At 48.2% G+C, this 14,655-nt stretch carries 12 protein-coding genes; 7 read left to right on the forward strand and 5 right to left on the reverse strand.

Translation table 11 applies throughout. The annotated features are described in order from the left end of the window. The first annotated feature begins 44 nt into the window (after positions 1 to 44). From CWI78_RS02355 to purN, 5 genes are all read left to right on the forward strand, one after another. Complete coding sequence (locus tag CWI78_RS02355) at positions 45 to 1,496, forward strand: TrkH family potassium uptake protein (protein WP_126779893.1); 1,452 nt, start codon at positions 45 to 47, stop codon at positions 1,494 to 1,496. Between the two features lie 16 nt (positions 1,497 to 1,512). After that, complete coding sequence (locus CWI78_RS02360; RefSeq protein WP_126779895.1) at positions 1,513 to 2,544, forward strand: sensor histidine kinase; 1,032 nt, start codon at positions 1,513 to 1,515, stop codon at positions 2,542 to 2,544. After that, positions 2,541 to 3,257, forward strand: coding sequence for a response regulator (locus tag CWI78_RS02365; protein ID WP_126779897.1), 717 nt, complete (start codon positions 2,541 to 2,543; stop codon positions 3,255 to 3,257). Before CWI78_RS02360 ends, CWI78_RS02365 begins: the two co-directional genes overlap by 4 nt. An 84-nt stretch (positions 3,258 to 3,341) precedes the next feature. Continuing rightward, the gene (gene purM / locus CWI78_RS02370) at positions 3,342 to 4,397 is read left to right on the forward strand and encodes a phosphoribosylformylglycinamidine cyclo-ligase (RefSeq protein ID WP_126779899.1); all 1,056 of its coding nucleotides are present in this window, start codon (positions 3,342 to 3,344) and stop codon (positions 4,395 to 4,397) included. Then, positions 4,397 to 5,035: a phosphoribosylglycinamide formyltransferase gene (gene purN, locus CWI78_RS02375; RefSeq protein ID WP_126779901.1), complete on the forward strand. Its 639-nt coding sequence runs from the start codon at positions 4,397 to 4,399 to the stop codon at positions 5,033 to 5,035. The genes purM and purN overlap by 1 nt, the downstream gene beginning before the upstream one ends. Position 5,036: 1 nt before the next feature. Here purN and CWI78_RS02380 read toward each other — a convergent pair whose 3' ends face one another. Next, the gene (locus CWI78_RS02380) at positions 5,037 to 5,786 is read right to left on the reverse strand and encodes a DUF3108 domain-containing protein (RefSeq protein ID WP_126779902.1); all 750 of its coding nucleotides are present in this window, start codon (positions 5,784 to 5,786) and stop codon (positions 5,037 to 5,039) included. 147 nt (positions 5,787 to 5,933) lie between these two features. On the opposite strand from CWI78_RS02380, the gene fadE reads away from it, so the two are divergent. Together fadE and CWI78_RS02390 are read left to right on the forward strand one after the other, a co-directional pair. Then, positions 5,934 to 8,387: an acyl-CoA dehydrogenase FadE gene (fadE, locus tag CWI78_RS02385; RefSeq protein WP_126779904.1), complete on the forward strand. Its 2,454-nt coding sequence runs from the start codon at positions 5,934 to 5,936 to the stop codon at positions 8,385 to 8,387. Positions 8,388 to 8,490: 103 nt separating this feature from the next. Further along, on the forward strand, positions 8,491 to 10,059 hold the full coding sequence (locus CWI78_RS02390; RefSeq protein WP_126779906.1) for an AbgT family transporter: 1,569 nt from the start codon (positions 8,491 to 8,493) through the stop codon (positions 10,057 to 10,059). A gap of 5 nt (positions 10,060 to 10,064) precedes the next feature. Here the strand turns inward: CWI78_RS02390 and CWI78_RS02395 are convergent, their stop codons facing one another. From CWI78_RS02395 to rnhB, 4 genes are all read right to left on the reverse strand, one after another. Continuing rightward, positions 10,065 to 11,267 (reverse strand): multidrug effflux MFS transporter, encoded by a 1,203-nt coding sequence (locus CWI78_RS02395; protein ID WP_126779908.1) that lies wholly within the window; start codon positions 11,265 to 11,267, stop codon positions 10,065 to 10,067. Next, the gene (locus CWI78_RS02400; RefSeq protein WP_126779910.1) at positions 11,267 to 13,072 is read right to left on the reverse strand and encodes a bifunctional metallophosphatase/5'-nucleotidase; all 1,806 of its coding nucleotides are present in this window, start codon (positions 13,070 to 13,072) and stop codon (positions 11,267 to 11,269) included. The genes CWI78_RS02395 and CWI78_RS02400 overlap by 1 nt, the downstream gene beginning before the upstream one ends. 12 nt (positions 13,073 to 13,084) lie before the next feature. Then, positions 13,085 to 14,020, reverse strand: a complete 936-nt coding sequence (locus CWI78_RS02405; RefSeq protein WP_126779912.1) for an isopenicillin N synthase family dioxygenase — start codon at positions 14,018 to 14,020, stop codon at positions 13,085 to 13,087. Positions 14,021 to 14,086: 66 nt separating this feature from the next. Continuing rightward, a complete protein-coding gene (gene rnhB, locus CWI78_RS02410; protein WP_244213063.1) occupies positions 14,087 to 14,650 on the reverse strand; it encodes a ribonuclease HII in 564 nt (187 codons plus the stop codon). Positions 14,651 to 14,655: the final 5 nt, after the last annotated feature.

A 14,655-nucleotide genomic window follows, 5' to 3' on the forward strand; every position in this document is an offset into this window, starting at 1 on the left:
TATTGTCAGTCATAGAACAATCAGGTTCAGAAAACGAGGTTATCGTGAATTTAAAAGCAACTTTGCGCCTACTGACCTGGCCTATAATCTGGATAGCCTCTATTCAGTTCTTTTTTGCTTTACTCTCTGTTTTTGTATTTAGGGATAAAACCTTTACCGACTTTATTTACCCCTCGTTGGTGTGCCTTATTCTGGCGCTTTTCCTCTTTGTCCGCACAAATCGCGGAGAACAGAAAAAAATTTTTTTCAGGGAAGCACTGGCCTTTGCTTCTTTTACCTGGATCCTCATGGGCGTTTTAGGTGCTCTGCCCATCATGTCCGTTACGGGTGTCAGTTTCACCGATGCCGTGTTCGAATCCGTTAGTGCCATGACCACCACCGGTGCAACTATTCTTACCGGTCTGGATGAAATGCCGAAAAGCTTTTTGCTATACCGCCAATTCCTGCAGTGGATGGGAGGGCTTGGTATCGTTATTTTTGTGGTCGCCATTCTTCCGATGTTGAATGTCGGCGGTATGCGATTACTAAAAGCTGAAACACCGGGGCCCATTAAGAACGATAAACTGGCACCTCGAGTTGCCAGCACGAGCCGTTACCTATGGCTGGTTTACCTCTGTCTCACATTAGGTTGCGCCAGCAGCTACTGGTTAGCCGGAATGTCCGCTTTTGACGCTATAGCTCATAGTCTGACTACTGTCTCAACCGGCGGTTTCTCGCCTTACGACGCCAGTATGGGTCACTTTCAACAGCCTGCTATTTTGATAGTCGCCGATGTGTTTATGATTCTCGGTGCCATTAGTTTTGCACTGCATCATAAATTATTCTCTAGTAAAGCTTTAAGCGGGTATTGGCAGGATGAAGAAACGCGCTGGTTTTTAATCGCACTAGCCATTTTCATCGTTATTCTCACTGCTCTGGCTTTTAGCTCACAAACTCACGACTCGTTCTGGCAATCGTTCAACCAGGCGGTTTTTCATGTTATTTCTTTTATGACCAGCACCGGCTACGGAGCCGACGATCTTTCTGCCTGGCCGGCAGCGACAGCAGGCTTTCTAGTGACTGCGAGCTACCTTGGTGGTTGCGCCGGTTCAACTGCAGGGGGCAATAAATTCATCCGCAATGTCATTACTCTGCGCGTACTCAAACATCAAATGCTACAAGCAATACACCCACGTGCCATTATAAAAGTGGTTTATCAGGGAAAAGCCATTACCTCAGACGTTATTCAGGCGGTAATGAGCTTTATGCTATTAGTTGCCATGAGCTCCTTAATATTCACCGTGATTCTTATGCTGACCGGACTCGACTTCTTTTCAGCATTTACCGCTGTTTCCGCCTGTTTAAACGTATTGGGACCGGGCTTTGGTGAAGTTTCGAGTAATTTCATTCCGGTTAGTGATAGTGGCACCTGGGTGCTGACCCTGGCTATGATTTTAGGGCGCCTTGAATACTTTACTTTGCTAACATTACTACTTCCTCAGTTTTGGCGGGATTAAAAAATGAGATTAATACATGAATAGGCATCCCTGGCTGGGCTACATTGCGGCTATTGTCATTACCAGCATCGCTGCGGGTCTTTCTTACTTGCTTGATCACTGGTTATTACCAACATCGGGCACAGTATTGATTCTGCAATTAGCCGTATTATTGATCGCATTTTTGACTAACTTTCGTGCCGCTTTACTAGCGGCAGTTTCGGCCGTACTGTTGTTCAACTTTTTATTCACTGAGCCTCGCTATTCACTGCACATGACCGACGTGGATGAAATTGTGACAACGATTGTTTTTATCGCTGTAGCCGTTATTACCAGTCACTTAGCAACGTCGTTCAGACACCAAAAAGAAAGTTTACGTCAGGCTCAGCTACGTTCAAATATTCTGCTGTCGGTGTCACACGACTTGAGAACGCCGCTTGCCAGTGTCATCGGTAACTTAAGTACTTTGCAGGCTTATCAGGAACGCTTGCCGGAACATGAACGGGCTGAACTTCTCCAGGGCGCGCTGGATGAGAGCGACCGCTTACATCGCTACATTGAAAACCTGCTGCAAGCCACGCGCTTACAACATGGTGAAATCCGTTTAACGCACGCAGTACAGGATATCCGCCCGGTTATCAGTAAAACAATTGCTCGTTTTCCCGCCCAGTCGCGATTATTAGTCCATGACAGCCTGCAATACGCAATGGTAGAGGTTCAGTCGTCATTACTCGAGCAGGCTCTGTTTAATGTCATTGATAACGCCCTGCGCTTTTCCGGTGACACAGCGCCAGTCTCTATTAACCTGTACGAGACCGATAACGCCATTATTATTGATATTAAAGACGAAGGTCCCGGTATCGATTCGAATAAACGGGCATTGGTCTTTAATGTTTTTTATTCTTCTCGGGAGAAAGATTCGGGCACCGGTGGCACCGGCCTGGGGCTGTCCGTTGCGAAAGGAATTATCGATACCCATAATGGACGAATCAGCATTGAAGACAGCAATAAAGGTTGTTTAATCCGAATTTCTTTGCCACGCGCCAGTATGACCGAGGAAGTCAAATGAATGCTCAAAGCAGCACCGTCGGAACCCGCATTTTAGTCATTGACGACGAGCCACAGATACGGCGTTTTATGCGCGCCTCGCTAACCGCCGAAGGTTACATCTATCTGGAGGCGGCAACCGCAGAACAAGGGATAAAACAAATCACCAGTCAAAACCCTCATTTGGTTATTCTGGATTTGGGTCTGCCGGATGCTGATGGTTATGAAGTGATGCAAAAACTGCGCGAATGGAGTCAAGTTCCCGTGTTGGTTTTAACGGCACGTGATGACGAATTGCAGAAGGTTAAACTGCTGGAAGGCGGTGCCAATGACTATCTAACCAAACCTTTTGGCATTCGTGAGCTGATGGCTCGTATCCATGTTTTACTGCGCGATCTTTCAGATCAACAACAGCCCTCTGCTGAAACTCAGTTTCATTTTGGTGAGTTATTAATTGACCGCGAGCAACACAAAGTATTTTTGCAAAACGAAGTCATTAACTTATCCCGTAAAGAGTATGCCCTGCTTGACTTCCTCGCCAGCCACCCGCAAAAACTGGTAACACAACAACAGCTATTGGAAAAAATTTGGGGACACACGCACCACGAAGACACCCATTACTTGCGTATTTTCGTCAGTCAGATTCGCAAAAAGCTGAAGGATGACCCGGCACATCCGCAATATATAGAAACAGAACCCGGTGTCGGTTATCGGTTCATTGCTCAAAAATCGTGATTGAATAAGCGCCGGCATGAGCTACCTTTTATCACTCAAATCGTGTTAAACTTGCGCGCAAATTTTGCCAGTCGGGATTATTCTGTGAGCGATAAAAAACCTTCTTTAAGTTATAAAGACGCGGGCGTCGACATTGACGCTGGTAATGCATTGGTTGAACGCATTAAAGGCGTAACCAAGCGTACGCACCGGCCTGAAGTCATGGGTAACATTGGTGGGTTTGGTGCTCTGTGTGAAATTCCGGCGGGTTATAAGCAACCGGTTCTGGTTTCCGGAACCGACGGTGTTGGTACCAAATTACGCTTAGCTATCGATCTTAAACGTCACCGTGGTGTGGGTATCGATTTGGTTGCTATGTGCGTTAACGATCTTATTGTACAGGGTGCTGAACCGCTGTTTTTCCTCGACTACTACGCAACAGGCAAACTGGACGTTGACGTCGCAGCCGATGTGGTTGCCGGTATCGGCGACGGTTGTGAGCAATCGGGCTGTGCACTTATTGGTGGCGAAACGGCAGAAATGCCGGGCATGTATGAAGGCGGCGATTATGACTTAGCCGGTTTTTGTACCGGAGTGGTCGAAAAATCTGAAATTATTGACGGCACCAAAGTTGCCGACGGCGATGCATTAATTGCTCTGGCCTCTAGCGGTCCTCATTCCAACGGTTACTCACTTATTCGTAAAATTATTGAAGTCAGCGGCGCAGATTTAGAATCTCACCTACAGGGCAAAACACTGGCTGACCATTTATTAGAACCAACGCGCATCTATGTGAAGTCGGTTCTGGAACTGATTAAACACGTGCCGGTACACGCTTTGTCGCACATTACCGGGGGTGGCTTCTGGGAAAACATCCCTCGCGTGCTGCCTAAAGGTAGTAAAGCCGTTATTGATGGCAACAGCTGGGACTGGCCGGTTATTTTCGACTGGTTAAAGGAAAACGGCAATGTCAGCATGAAAGAAATGTACCGTACCTTTAACTGCGGTGTGGGTATGGTTATTGCAGTTCCAAATGAACACGCAGACAAAGCCATTCGCCTTCTGACCGACGCTGGCGAAGACGCCTGGAAGATTGGCCGTATTGCCAACGCTGCTGAAGGTGAAGAGCAAGTCGACATTCTGGCCGACGAGACTCACTAATGAAGCGCATTGTTGTACTGATTTCAGGCACGGGCAGTAACATGCAGGCCATTCAACAGGCCTGCGAAAATGGAAAAGTCGCCGGTAAAGTTGTTGCGGTTATTTCTAACAAAGCGTCAGCTAAGGGCCTTGAGAAGGCTGCGACTAAGGGTATTGATACCGAAGTGCTTAGCCACAAAGAGTTTGACTCCCGTGAGGCTTATGACGCTGAGTTAAAGACATTGATAGACAGTTACCAACCCGACTTAGTGGTTCTGGCGGGCTTTATGCGCATCCTGACCGGTGAGTTTACGCGCCACTACGAAGGCCGTATGTTTAATATCCACCCATCGCTATTACCTAAGTACAAAGGCGTGAATACTCACCAGCGAGCTTTGGACGCAGGCGATACTGAACATGGTGTGAGTGTGCACTTTGTGACTGAAGAACTCGATGGCGGCCCTGTCGCATTACAGGCTAAAGTCCCTATTTTCGAAGGCGACACGGTAGAAGATATTCAGGCACGAGTTCACGAGCAGGAACACCGCATTTATCCGCTAGTGGTTAACTGGTTCTGTCAGGAACGTCTGAAACTGGAAGGCGGGCGCGTCACCTTGGATGGCGAAGTTTTAGGCGCCCAGGGTTACGCAGCAGATTAATTTACATCGACAAACTTTTCAGTGACATCGTCGCCTGTTCGTCGCCTTCTTTAAATTGCTGCATTTTAACCATCACGTAGTTTAGCTCCGGCGCAAACCAGAAAAAGGTCTGGCGCCGGTTATTATCCCGAATACGTGCCACTTTTATGGCTTCAACTTCACCATAAGGCAAGGACAGCGACTCTTTTGCCTGCACTTCAAAGCGATACTCATCCTCTTCGCCTTTCTCATTCACAACACGATATTCGAAAGTTTCAACGCCACCAGCCAAATCAACACGCAACTGTTCGGTCACATTGGCTTCATCGAATAAAGCGCCATCCCAGTTCACTTCCAACATGCGGTCAGTGTCTAGGTTACGAACCTTTTTTTCGTCAGCTTTGAATTCGCCGTGAAATGATTTATCTGACCCCGTACCGGTTCGCGTATAGATAAACTCGCGCGGTTCCAGTCGGTTATTTTCTTCATCAACAATAAACACCGAACGAGCTTCACGCGTATCCGACAAAATGAACCAGGAAATATCTGATTTAGTCCGTAATTGCCATTCGCTATCAGGCGAGGCTTCCAGGTAACGATACCCTTCTCCGTATTCGCTATCACCGCGCGTGATCACATAGTTGGCCTCGTAGGGCTTCATAGTTTGTTTCATTGATTGTGCTGCATTTTGATGGTCATCAGCACCGGCAGAGCTCATTGTCATACTGGTGACTAAAACGCTTGATACCAACCAACTGGCTATCCTTTTCACTGTCACTTCTCCACTTTTTCTCACTACTGGACGTTTATATTGACAACAAAATTCAAACGCGCGTTCAATTTTTGCTTGAAAATAACGGCTTGTTGATCTAACTTGCACAGTATCACTGGTCAGACCTCCAAGTCGGAGTATTACACTATGAGTATTGCACTTTGGATTGTCGCTACTGTTTTAGTTGCGGCTGCATTAATTTACAAACGAGCCAGCCTGCCCATGTTCAGCGCCGGCTTAGTTATTATGTTCGCTATTGGTAGCGCAATCGACATTGTTGGCCCAGTTCTCTGGGTTATCTTAGCCATTGTGCTGATACCACTCAACTTAGCACCGATTCGTTTAAACCTGCTGACTAAGCCTATTCTTAGCGCATATCGCAAGGTAATGCCAGAAATGTCTGACACCGAGCGCGATGCACTGGAAGCCGGCACCGTATGGTGGGATGGCGACTTATTCAGCGGCGACCCTGACTGGAAAAAACTTCACGACGTACCTAAGGCCGAATTAACGGCTGAAGAAAAAGCCTTCTTAGAAGGTCCATGTGAAGAAGTCTGCAAAATGCTGAACGACTGGGAAGTCACGCACGAGCTAACCGATATGCCCGAGCATGTCTGGCAGTATCTGAAGGATGAGAAATTCTTCGCCATGATCATCAAGAAAGAATATGGTGGTCTGGAGTTTTCTGCTTACGCGCAGTCGCGTGTGTTACAGAAACTGGCAGGCGTGAGTACAGTACTGGCTTCAACCGTCGGTGTACCTAACTCATTAGGTCCGGGCGAACTGTTGCAGCATTATGGTACCAAAGAACAGCAGGACCATTACCTGCCTCGCCTGGCCAGCGGTGACGAAATTCCATGTTTCGCACTGACCAGCCCGGAAGCCGGTTCTGACGCCGGTGCTATTCCTGACTCAGGTGTGGTTTGTAAAGGCGAATGGAACGGCGAAGAAATTGTCGGCATTAAGCTGAATTTCGACAAGCGCTACATCACGTTAGCGCCAGTGGCGACCGTACTAGGTCTGGCATTCAAAATGTACGATCCTGACGGCCTTATCGGCAAAGAGGAAGAGCTGGGTATTACCTGTGCCTTGATCCCTCGTGACACCAAAGGTGTTGAAATAGGTCGCCGTCACTTCCCGCTGAACGTTCCGTTCCAGAATGGTCCTATTCGCGGTAACGACGTATTCGTTCCATTAGATTACATTATTGGTGGTCAGAAGAACGCCGGTAAAGGCTGGCGTATGCTGGTTGAATGTCTGTCAGTTGGCCGTTCAATCACTCTGCCGTCAAACAGCGCCGGTGGCATCAAGTCAATTGCTCTGGCAACGGGTGCTTATTCACGTATTCGCCGTCAGTTCAAATTGCCTATCGGTAAAATGGAAGGTGTTGAAGAGCCAATGGCTCGCATCGCTGGTAACGCGTACCTGATGGACGCGGTCACCATGTTATCGACCAAAGGTATCGACCTGGGCGAAAAACCTTCGGTTATTGGCGCCATTGCAAAATACCACATGACTGAAAAGTTACGTTCTTGCATGGACGACGCTATGGACATCCATGGTGGTAAAGGCATTTGTTTAGGACCAAATAACTACTTAGGCCGTGGTTACCAGGGTGTTCCGGTTGCTATTACCGTTGAAGGCGCCAACATCCTGACTCGTAGCATGATGATCTACGGTCAGGGCGCCATCCGTTGCCATCCATTTGTCTTAAAAGAAATGGAAGCCTCGGCGGAGCAAGGCCCTGAAGCTCTGAAGAAGTTTGATAAAGCCGTATTTGGCCACATTGGTTTCGCCATCAGTAATTTCGTTCGTTCCGTGTTCTATGGCTTTGGTGGTCATCGCCTGAGCTCGGTTCCGGCAAGTGACGGAACTCGTAAATACTATCAGCAGATGAACCGCTTTAGTGCCAACATGGCCTTATTGTCAGACATTGCTATGGGTAAACTGGGCGGCAGCCTAAAACGCAAAGAGCGCGTTTCTGCACGTTTAGGTGACATGCTGAGCTACTTATACATTGGCTCTTGTATTCTGAAACGTTTCCATGACCAGGGTCGCATTAAAGAAGACTTGCCACTGGTTCACTGGGCTATGCAGGATACTTTGCATAAGCTGCAGGAAGCGCAGTTAGAAATGCTGGCGAACTTTGGTGGTGTTGGTAGCTTCATGCGCGCAATAATGTACCCGTTAGGCCGCATTGCTAAGCGTCCTTCAGACAAGAACGACCACAAAATAGCGCGTATGCTGATGTCACCGAATGATGTACGCACACGCTTAGGCGAAGGGCAGTTCCTGAGCCCTGAAGGCCACTTTGGTTTCCTTGAGCAAACGCTGCAAGACGTCGTTGCTGCCGAGCCATTGTACGACAAAGTCTGCAAAGCGGCAGGTAAACGCTTCAGCTTTACTCAATTAGACCAAATTGCTGCTAAGGGTAAAGAGCTGGGCGTGCTGAGTGACGACGAAGTGGCGCTGCTTGAGCGTACCGAGGTAGGTCGTTTACGCACCATCAACGTAGATGACTTTGCCCCGGAAGACTTATTAGCCGGTAAAGCTGCGTTTGATTATGCACTGAAAAACCTTAAAAAAAGCGACGCGGCATAACCGCTAACCGCTAATGTAAAAACGGCGCCCTGGTTTCAGCGGCGCCGTTTTTTTATGCTAGAATCTTGCGCTGGTCTAAAAACTGATAATAAAGGCGTGAGTAATGCAGTCTCCCAATAACGACTACAACGCAACCAGCAAGCGCGGTTGGTTTACCCGTTTTCTTGATAGCGTTGAGTGGCTCGGTAACCTGTTACCCCATCCTATTACCTTATTTGCTCTGTTCTGTCTGTTCATCATTTTTATTAGTGGCATTGCCGCTTACTTTGGTGTCAGCGCCATTGACCCCAGAGACGGCGAAACCGTTATTAAAGCGGTCAGCTTACTGAATGCGGAGGGAATACAGCGCATTGTCACCAATCTGGTCACTAACTTTACCGGATTCACGCCTCTAGGTACGGTTTTGGTTGCTCTTTTGGGTGTCGGCGTTGCCGAACGGTCAGGCTTAATCTCAGCCGCCATGCGCGGACTGGTCATGAAGGCTCCACCGCGCCTTATTACCGTTACTGTCGTATTTGCCGGAGTGGTTTCCAATACCGCGGCCGAGCTTGGCTACGTGGTTCTGGTGCCTCTTGCTGCAATGATTTTTTATGGACTGGGTCGTCACCCTCTTGCCGGTCTTGCGGCCGCTTTTGCCGGTGTCTCTGCCGGTTATAGTGCCAACCTGTTAATTGGAACGGTTGACCCTTTACTGTCGGGTATAACTGAAGAGGCCGCTAAAATAATAGACCCAAGCTATACCGTTGGCGCCGAAGCCAACTGGTACTTTATGATGGTCAGCACCTTCTTAATTGCCATTATGGGCGCTTTGATCACAGACAAAATTGTTGAGCCGAAACTCGGTAAGTATGACAAAGACGAAGCCTCTATTGATTTATCCGATCAATCCTCTATGGATCCACTCAGTAAACAGGAAAAACGAGGGTTACTGAATGCCGGGCTAAGTGTGCTGATACTTGCGGGCATTCTGGCTTTAACGGTCGTGCCTGAATGGGGCATTCTGCGCCATCCGGAAACGGGTGCTGTTAAAGGCTCCCCTTTCTTAGAAGGCGTTGTTGTCTATATTTTCTTCTTTTTTGCCATTCCCGGTTACGTCTATGGTCGTACCGTTGAAACCATGCGAACCGACCGTGATGTGATTGACGCTATGTCGCACAGCATGAGCACTATGGGCATGTACATTGTGCTGGTATTTTTCGCGGCACAGTTCGTCAACTTTTTTAAGTGGACTAACTTCGGGACCATTTTTGCGATTAACGGCGCTGAATTCCTGACCAACATTGGTATGACGGGTCCGTTAATTTTCCTATTCTTTATTATGGTTTGTGGTTTCGTCAACCTGATGCTGGGCTCAGCTTCTGCACAGTGGGCAATTACCGCTCCTATCTTTGTGCCTATGCTTATGCTGATTGGTTACTCACCGGAGGTTATTCAGGCCGCCTACCGTATTGGTGACTCAGTAACAAACATCATTACCCCTATGATGAGTTACTTCGGTTTGATACTAGCCGTGGCAGCGCGCTATAAGAAAGACTTGGGTATAGGAACATTGATTGCCATGATGCTGCCCTACTCTATGGTTTTCTTTGTCGGCTGGTCGGTGCTTTTCTTCCTTTGGGTATTTGTATTCGGTTTCCCTGTTGGACCCGCAGCACCGACCTTTTATAACTAAAACGCTTATTCCGGCCGGCGCATTAGGCGGTATGCAATAACCGCTAATAAGCCGGCCACACCTATCACCCAGGCCATGGCGTAATCAGTAAACGAGCCCGCCTGACTGACGCCCGCAGACACCAAACCGGCAATCAAGAATTGTAAGCTACCGGTCACTGCTGACGCGGAGCCTGCACGTTCTTGCTGCTCTGCTAGAGCCCCCGCCATCGCGTTCGGGAAAACCAGACCCAGCGTCGAGATATAAGCAAATAATGGCAGCAAAATGCCCCAAAAGCCCACGTTTAAGTAGGCCATTACACACATCACGATGGAAACAACCGCTAATATCGGTAGCGATACGTTCAGGATCTTGCGCGAAGAATGGTACTTCAACAACCAGCCATTAAGCTGAGAAAAACCAATAATGCCAATAGCGTTTAAACCAAACAACCAGCTGTAATGAGTGGGATCTAATCCGAACACCTCAATGAACATCTTTGGCGAACCGGTGATATAAGCAAATAAACCAGACTGGGCAATAGCGCCAGTTAAAGAGTAACGTAAAAAAGAGGGGTCCCGCAGAACGGTCCAATAGGTGCTACCGGTATTGCGCATGCGCACATCGTAGCGACGGCCTCGTGTTTCCGGCAGAACAAAATGAATGGTCACTGCAGAAGCAATACCTAAACCCGCGACAATTAAAAACAACGCACGCCAGCCCATCCACTCGGTCACGTAAGCGCCAAACAAAGGTGCTAAAATGGGTGCCACACCCATGACCAGAATCAGAAACGAAAATACCCGGGCAGACGCCTGCGGGGTGTATAAATCCCGTACGACAGCCCGCGCTATGACAATACCAGCACAAGCGCCTATCGCTTGTAAAAACCTCAAAATAATAAGCCACTGAATGTCAGGGGCAAAGGCACACCCAATAGACGTTACAACATAGATTGCCAGGCCGATATAAAGCGGGTTCTTACGCCCAAATTTATCGGTGGCCGTGCCATACAACAACTGACCAATAAAAAGCCCAAAGAAGAAGGCTGTGAGAGACAACTCCACGTGGTGTGTGTCGGTTGCATAATCAGAGGCAATAGCGCTAAATGCCGGCAGATACATATCAATGGAGAGCGGCGCAAAGGCGGTCAGTAACGCCAGAATGACAACGATAAAATCAAATCTGGCGTTATCAGAGACGGGTTTAGGCTCGAAACCTCGAGCCATTATTTATCTCCAGCAGGAACGTAAGACTGCGTTGCAAAATCCTGTGGGCGTCTCAGTATTTCTTGAGCGCGGGCGTAATTAACCAGCGACTCGGCGTAATCGATACCGGTGTTGCGAGCCCGTCCGCGCTCACTCACACGATAGAACGTATCATAACCATCCTGACCGCCGGCAATAAAGCTATTAGTGACCATGACGTAAGTTGCTCTTGCTGTCATTGGTTGCCAACTGTTACTGCCTTTATCCCACACTTGCAGATTAGACACGCGGCTGCCCTTTTCGTTGGTTAAGTCGACCGAATACCGAATACCAGCGCCGTATGGATAAGCTCGGGTTGAACCACCGTCAGAGACAGAATAGGCTAACGCCTCTTCCATAGCCTGCTTAAACTCAGAGCCACTAAGCTCCAGTTTTACCAGGGTATTTGCAAACGGAAGTACGGTAAACGCATCGCCGACTGTGAAGTCTCCCTGACTAATATCAGAACGGACACCGCCACCATTTTGTATCGCAAAATCTGCTTCGGGCACCGCATGCAAAAACGCTTCGGCGACTAGTCGGTGGGCACCTGAACTCATTCCATCTGCGCAGCCTTCCCTGCGAGGCAAATCAATTTCCTGGCTGCAAATTTGCTGCGGAACTTCTGCTAACACTTCAGCAGAAAAGTCCTCCACTTTGCGCTGATAATCTTCCAGCATGCTTTGCAACTCGGCATCCGGCGTAACAAAGCTGAACACACCGCTTTCTTCCAATGCTGTTTTGATGGGTTCATAAGTTGTCACAATACCGTCACTGACTTGGATGTCGTCGCTCAACAGATAATGTGGACGGCCACCGCATTCTACAATTTTATCGCCGTCAAACTTCGCCTGCATTTCGCCAACAACTAATGAATACTGGTACGCATGGCCAATACAAACCTTATCACCATCGGCATTTGTTAATTCTGTTGGGTAAGGGCCGCTGGCTTCCATTCCAAACTCACTGAAGTCGCCCAACAGCGTGTGTGAATCACCGCCTATAACGATATCGACTCCGGGCAGTTGCTGTACCAGTTCTTTATCGCGCTCGTATTGAATGTGCGTCAGTAGCACAATTTTTTCGACACCTTGCTGTTGAACTTCAGCTATATATTTACGAGCCGTTTCCAGCTCGTCTAAAAATTCCGTGTTTTCGTCGGGCCGCGATGACTTTTTCGTTTTACTGGCGATATCCAGGCCAATAATGGCTACTTCTTCGCCGCCACGCTCAACGATTGTGTACGGCTGAAACATTTGCCATTCGCGGTCGGGGGTTAGAGGCGACTGCCCTACTTTCGGCTTAATATTCGCTCCGAGCTTCACAGTTGGACAGCTGTCGGTACCCAGTTGCTGCAGAAATTCAGCCAGTCCGGCATCGCCATTATCAAACTCATGATTACCAATAGTAAACGCATCAAAACAGACATTATTCATCATACGAGCGTCGGCTTCACTGCCAAACAATGTGAAGTACAGACTACCGGTAAGAGCGTCACCAGCGTGCAATGTCAGTACGTTTTCATTCGCTGCTCGCAACGTTTTAATTTGCGCCCCAAGCCGCGGAAACCCACCAGCTTCAACCTGCCACTCCTGCTCGCCCCAGACCAACGTCTGTTGCTTTGCGGCCAAAGCAGAGTGATGATCGTCAACGTGCAATAATGTGAGTTGAAACTCGCTACTCTGAGGTTCCGACGGAGCCGATGCACAACTCAACAACAACGAGGAAACAGTGACAGCAGCCACAGCTCGAATCATATGTTTTAAAGTAAACTCGCCTGTTTTCACCAGTTGTTCCTTTTAGTCTTTTATTAGCCCAATCTCACGTAAGCGTTGCATTAGGTAATCATCCGCCGTGATCGGTTCATCGCGCTGCGGATTTTCATCAGAAATGCAGCTTTCCAATGGCGTAATCAGCACATCAGGATTAAAGTGCAAAAAGAACGGGATTGAGTAACGCGATTTAGCATTATAAGGCGCAGGAGGGTTAACCACCCGATGCGTCGTTGATGGTAGCACATGGTTGGTTAAACGCTGCAGCATATCGCCTACATTACAAATAATCGCACCTTCAATAATGGTCACCGGTACCCAACTGCCATCTTTTGCTAAGACTTCCAGTCCGGGTTCACGCGAACCAACGAGTAAAGTCAAAACGTTAATATCTTCGTGAGCACCGGCGCGCACCGATGGGGTATCTTCATCAATAATAGGCGGATAGTGCAAAGGCCGCAAAATCGAGTTACCGTTATTCACTTTGTCGCGGAAAAAGTCTTTCGGTTGCCCCAAATAAGCAGATAATGCTTCCAATACCTGGTTACCTAAGTTATCTAATGCCGCATAAATAGCCAGCATATCTTCTTTAAATTTGGGCAGCTCCTGCGGCCAGACGTTTGGCAAGAGTTGTGGGTAGGGTGGCTCACCTTCAATTTCACGACCCACATGCCAGAACTCTTTTAAGTCAACATGGGTCGCATCTTTCGCTACTTCTGTTCCAAACGGAGTATAACCCCGTGCCCCACCCTGTCCCGGGCGATGATATTGTTTTTTCACTTCATCCGGTAAAGCAAAAAGCTCACGACAGGTGTCCAGTGCTCTTTCAATAAGCGCCGTATCAACACTGTGCTGGGTTAAGGCAATAAAGCCGTACTTTTCATAACCGCTGCCTACATCTTGGGTAAAGGCATCAAAGTCGTCATGATAACGACGCATATCAACGTGCGGGATAGACTGCATGGTGGCTTCCAACTTCCTACAAGAACTGAGTGAATAGCCTTTCATTGTATGAATTTCAGGCCTAAATCACAAGTTTTCAAGCACTCGCTTAACCGGGTTAAATCCCTTTCTGTGTATAGGACAAGGGCCATGTTTTTCTAACAACTCCAGATGCTTTTTGGTGCCATAGGCCTTGTGTTTATGGAAGTCGTACTGCGGATAACGCTCATGCCACTCCAGCATCTGTCGGTCCCGTTCTACTTTCGCCAAAATAGATGCTGCGGCGATACATTGCTCACTGGCATCACCGCCTACAATGGCTTTCGCCGGTACATTCAGTTCGGGAACCCGGTTACCATCTACCAACACCATATCCGGTTTCACCGGAAGCGCTTCTATCGCTCTTTCCATGGCCTTCATAGAAGCCCAGAGAATATTAATGGCTTCAATTTCATCTGGGTCAGACTGAGCAATTGCCCAGTAAAGTGCCTTTTCTTTTATTTCCAGGCTGAGTTTCTCGCGCTTTTTCTCACTCAGCTTTTTGGAGTCATTCAGCCCTTCAACCGGATTATCCGGATCCAATATGACGGCAGCTGCTACCACAGGACCTGCAATAGGCCCACGGCCCGCCTCATCCGTACCACAAATCATTAACA

Source organism: Idiomarina ramblicola, from assembly GCF_003987255.1.
Classification (GTDB): domain Bacteria; phylum Pseudomonadota; class Gammaproteobacteria; order Enterobacterales; family Alteromonadaceae; genus Idiomarina; species Idiomarina ramblicola.

Coding starts and splice junctions, on each gene's coding strand:
- CWI78_RS02360 (WP_126779895.1), top strand. CDS start 1,513: ATGAATAGGCATCCCTGGCTGGGCTACATTGCGGCTATTGTCATTACC.
- CWI78_RS02365 (WP_126779897.1), top strand. CDS start 2,541: ATGAATGCTCAAAGCAGCACCGTCGGAACCCGCATTTTAGTCATTGAC.
- purN (WP_126779901.1), top strand. CDS start 4,397: ATGAAGCGCATTGTTGTACTGATTTCAGGCACGGGCAGTAACATGCAG.
- fadE (WP_126779904.1), top strand. CDS start 5,934: ATGAGTATTGCACTTTGGATTGTCGCTACTGTTTTAGTTGCGGCTGCA.
- CWI78_RS02390 (WP_126779906.1), top strand. CDS start 8,491: ATGCAGTCTCCCAATAACGACTACAACGCAACCAGCAAGCGCGGTTGG.
- CWI78_RS02395 (WP_126779908.1), bottom strand. CDS start 11,267: ATGGCTCGAGGTTTCGAGCCTAAACCCGTCTCTGATAACGCCAGATTT.
- CWI78_RS02405 (WP_126779912.1), bottom strand. CDS start 14,020: ATGCAGTCTATCCCGCACGTTGATATGCGTCGTTATCATGACGACTTT.
- rnhB (WP_244213063.1), bottom strand. CDS start 14,650: ATGATTTGTGGTACGGATGAGGCGGGCCGTGGGCCTATTGCAGGTCCT.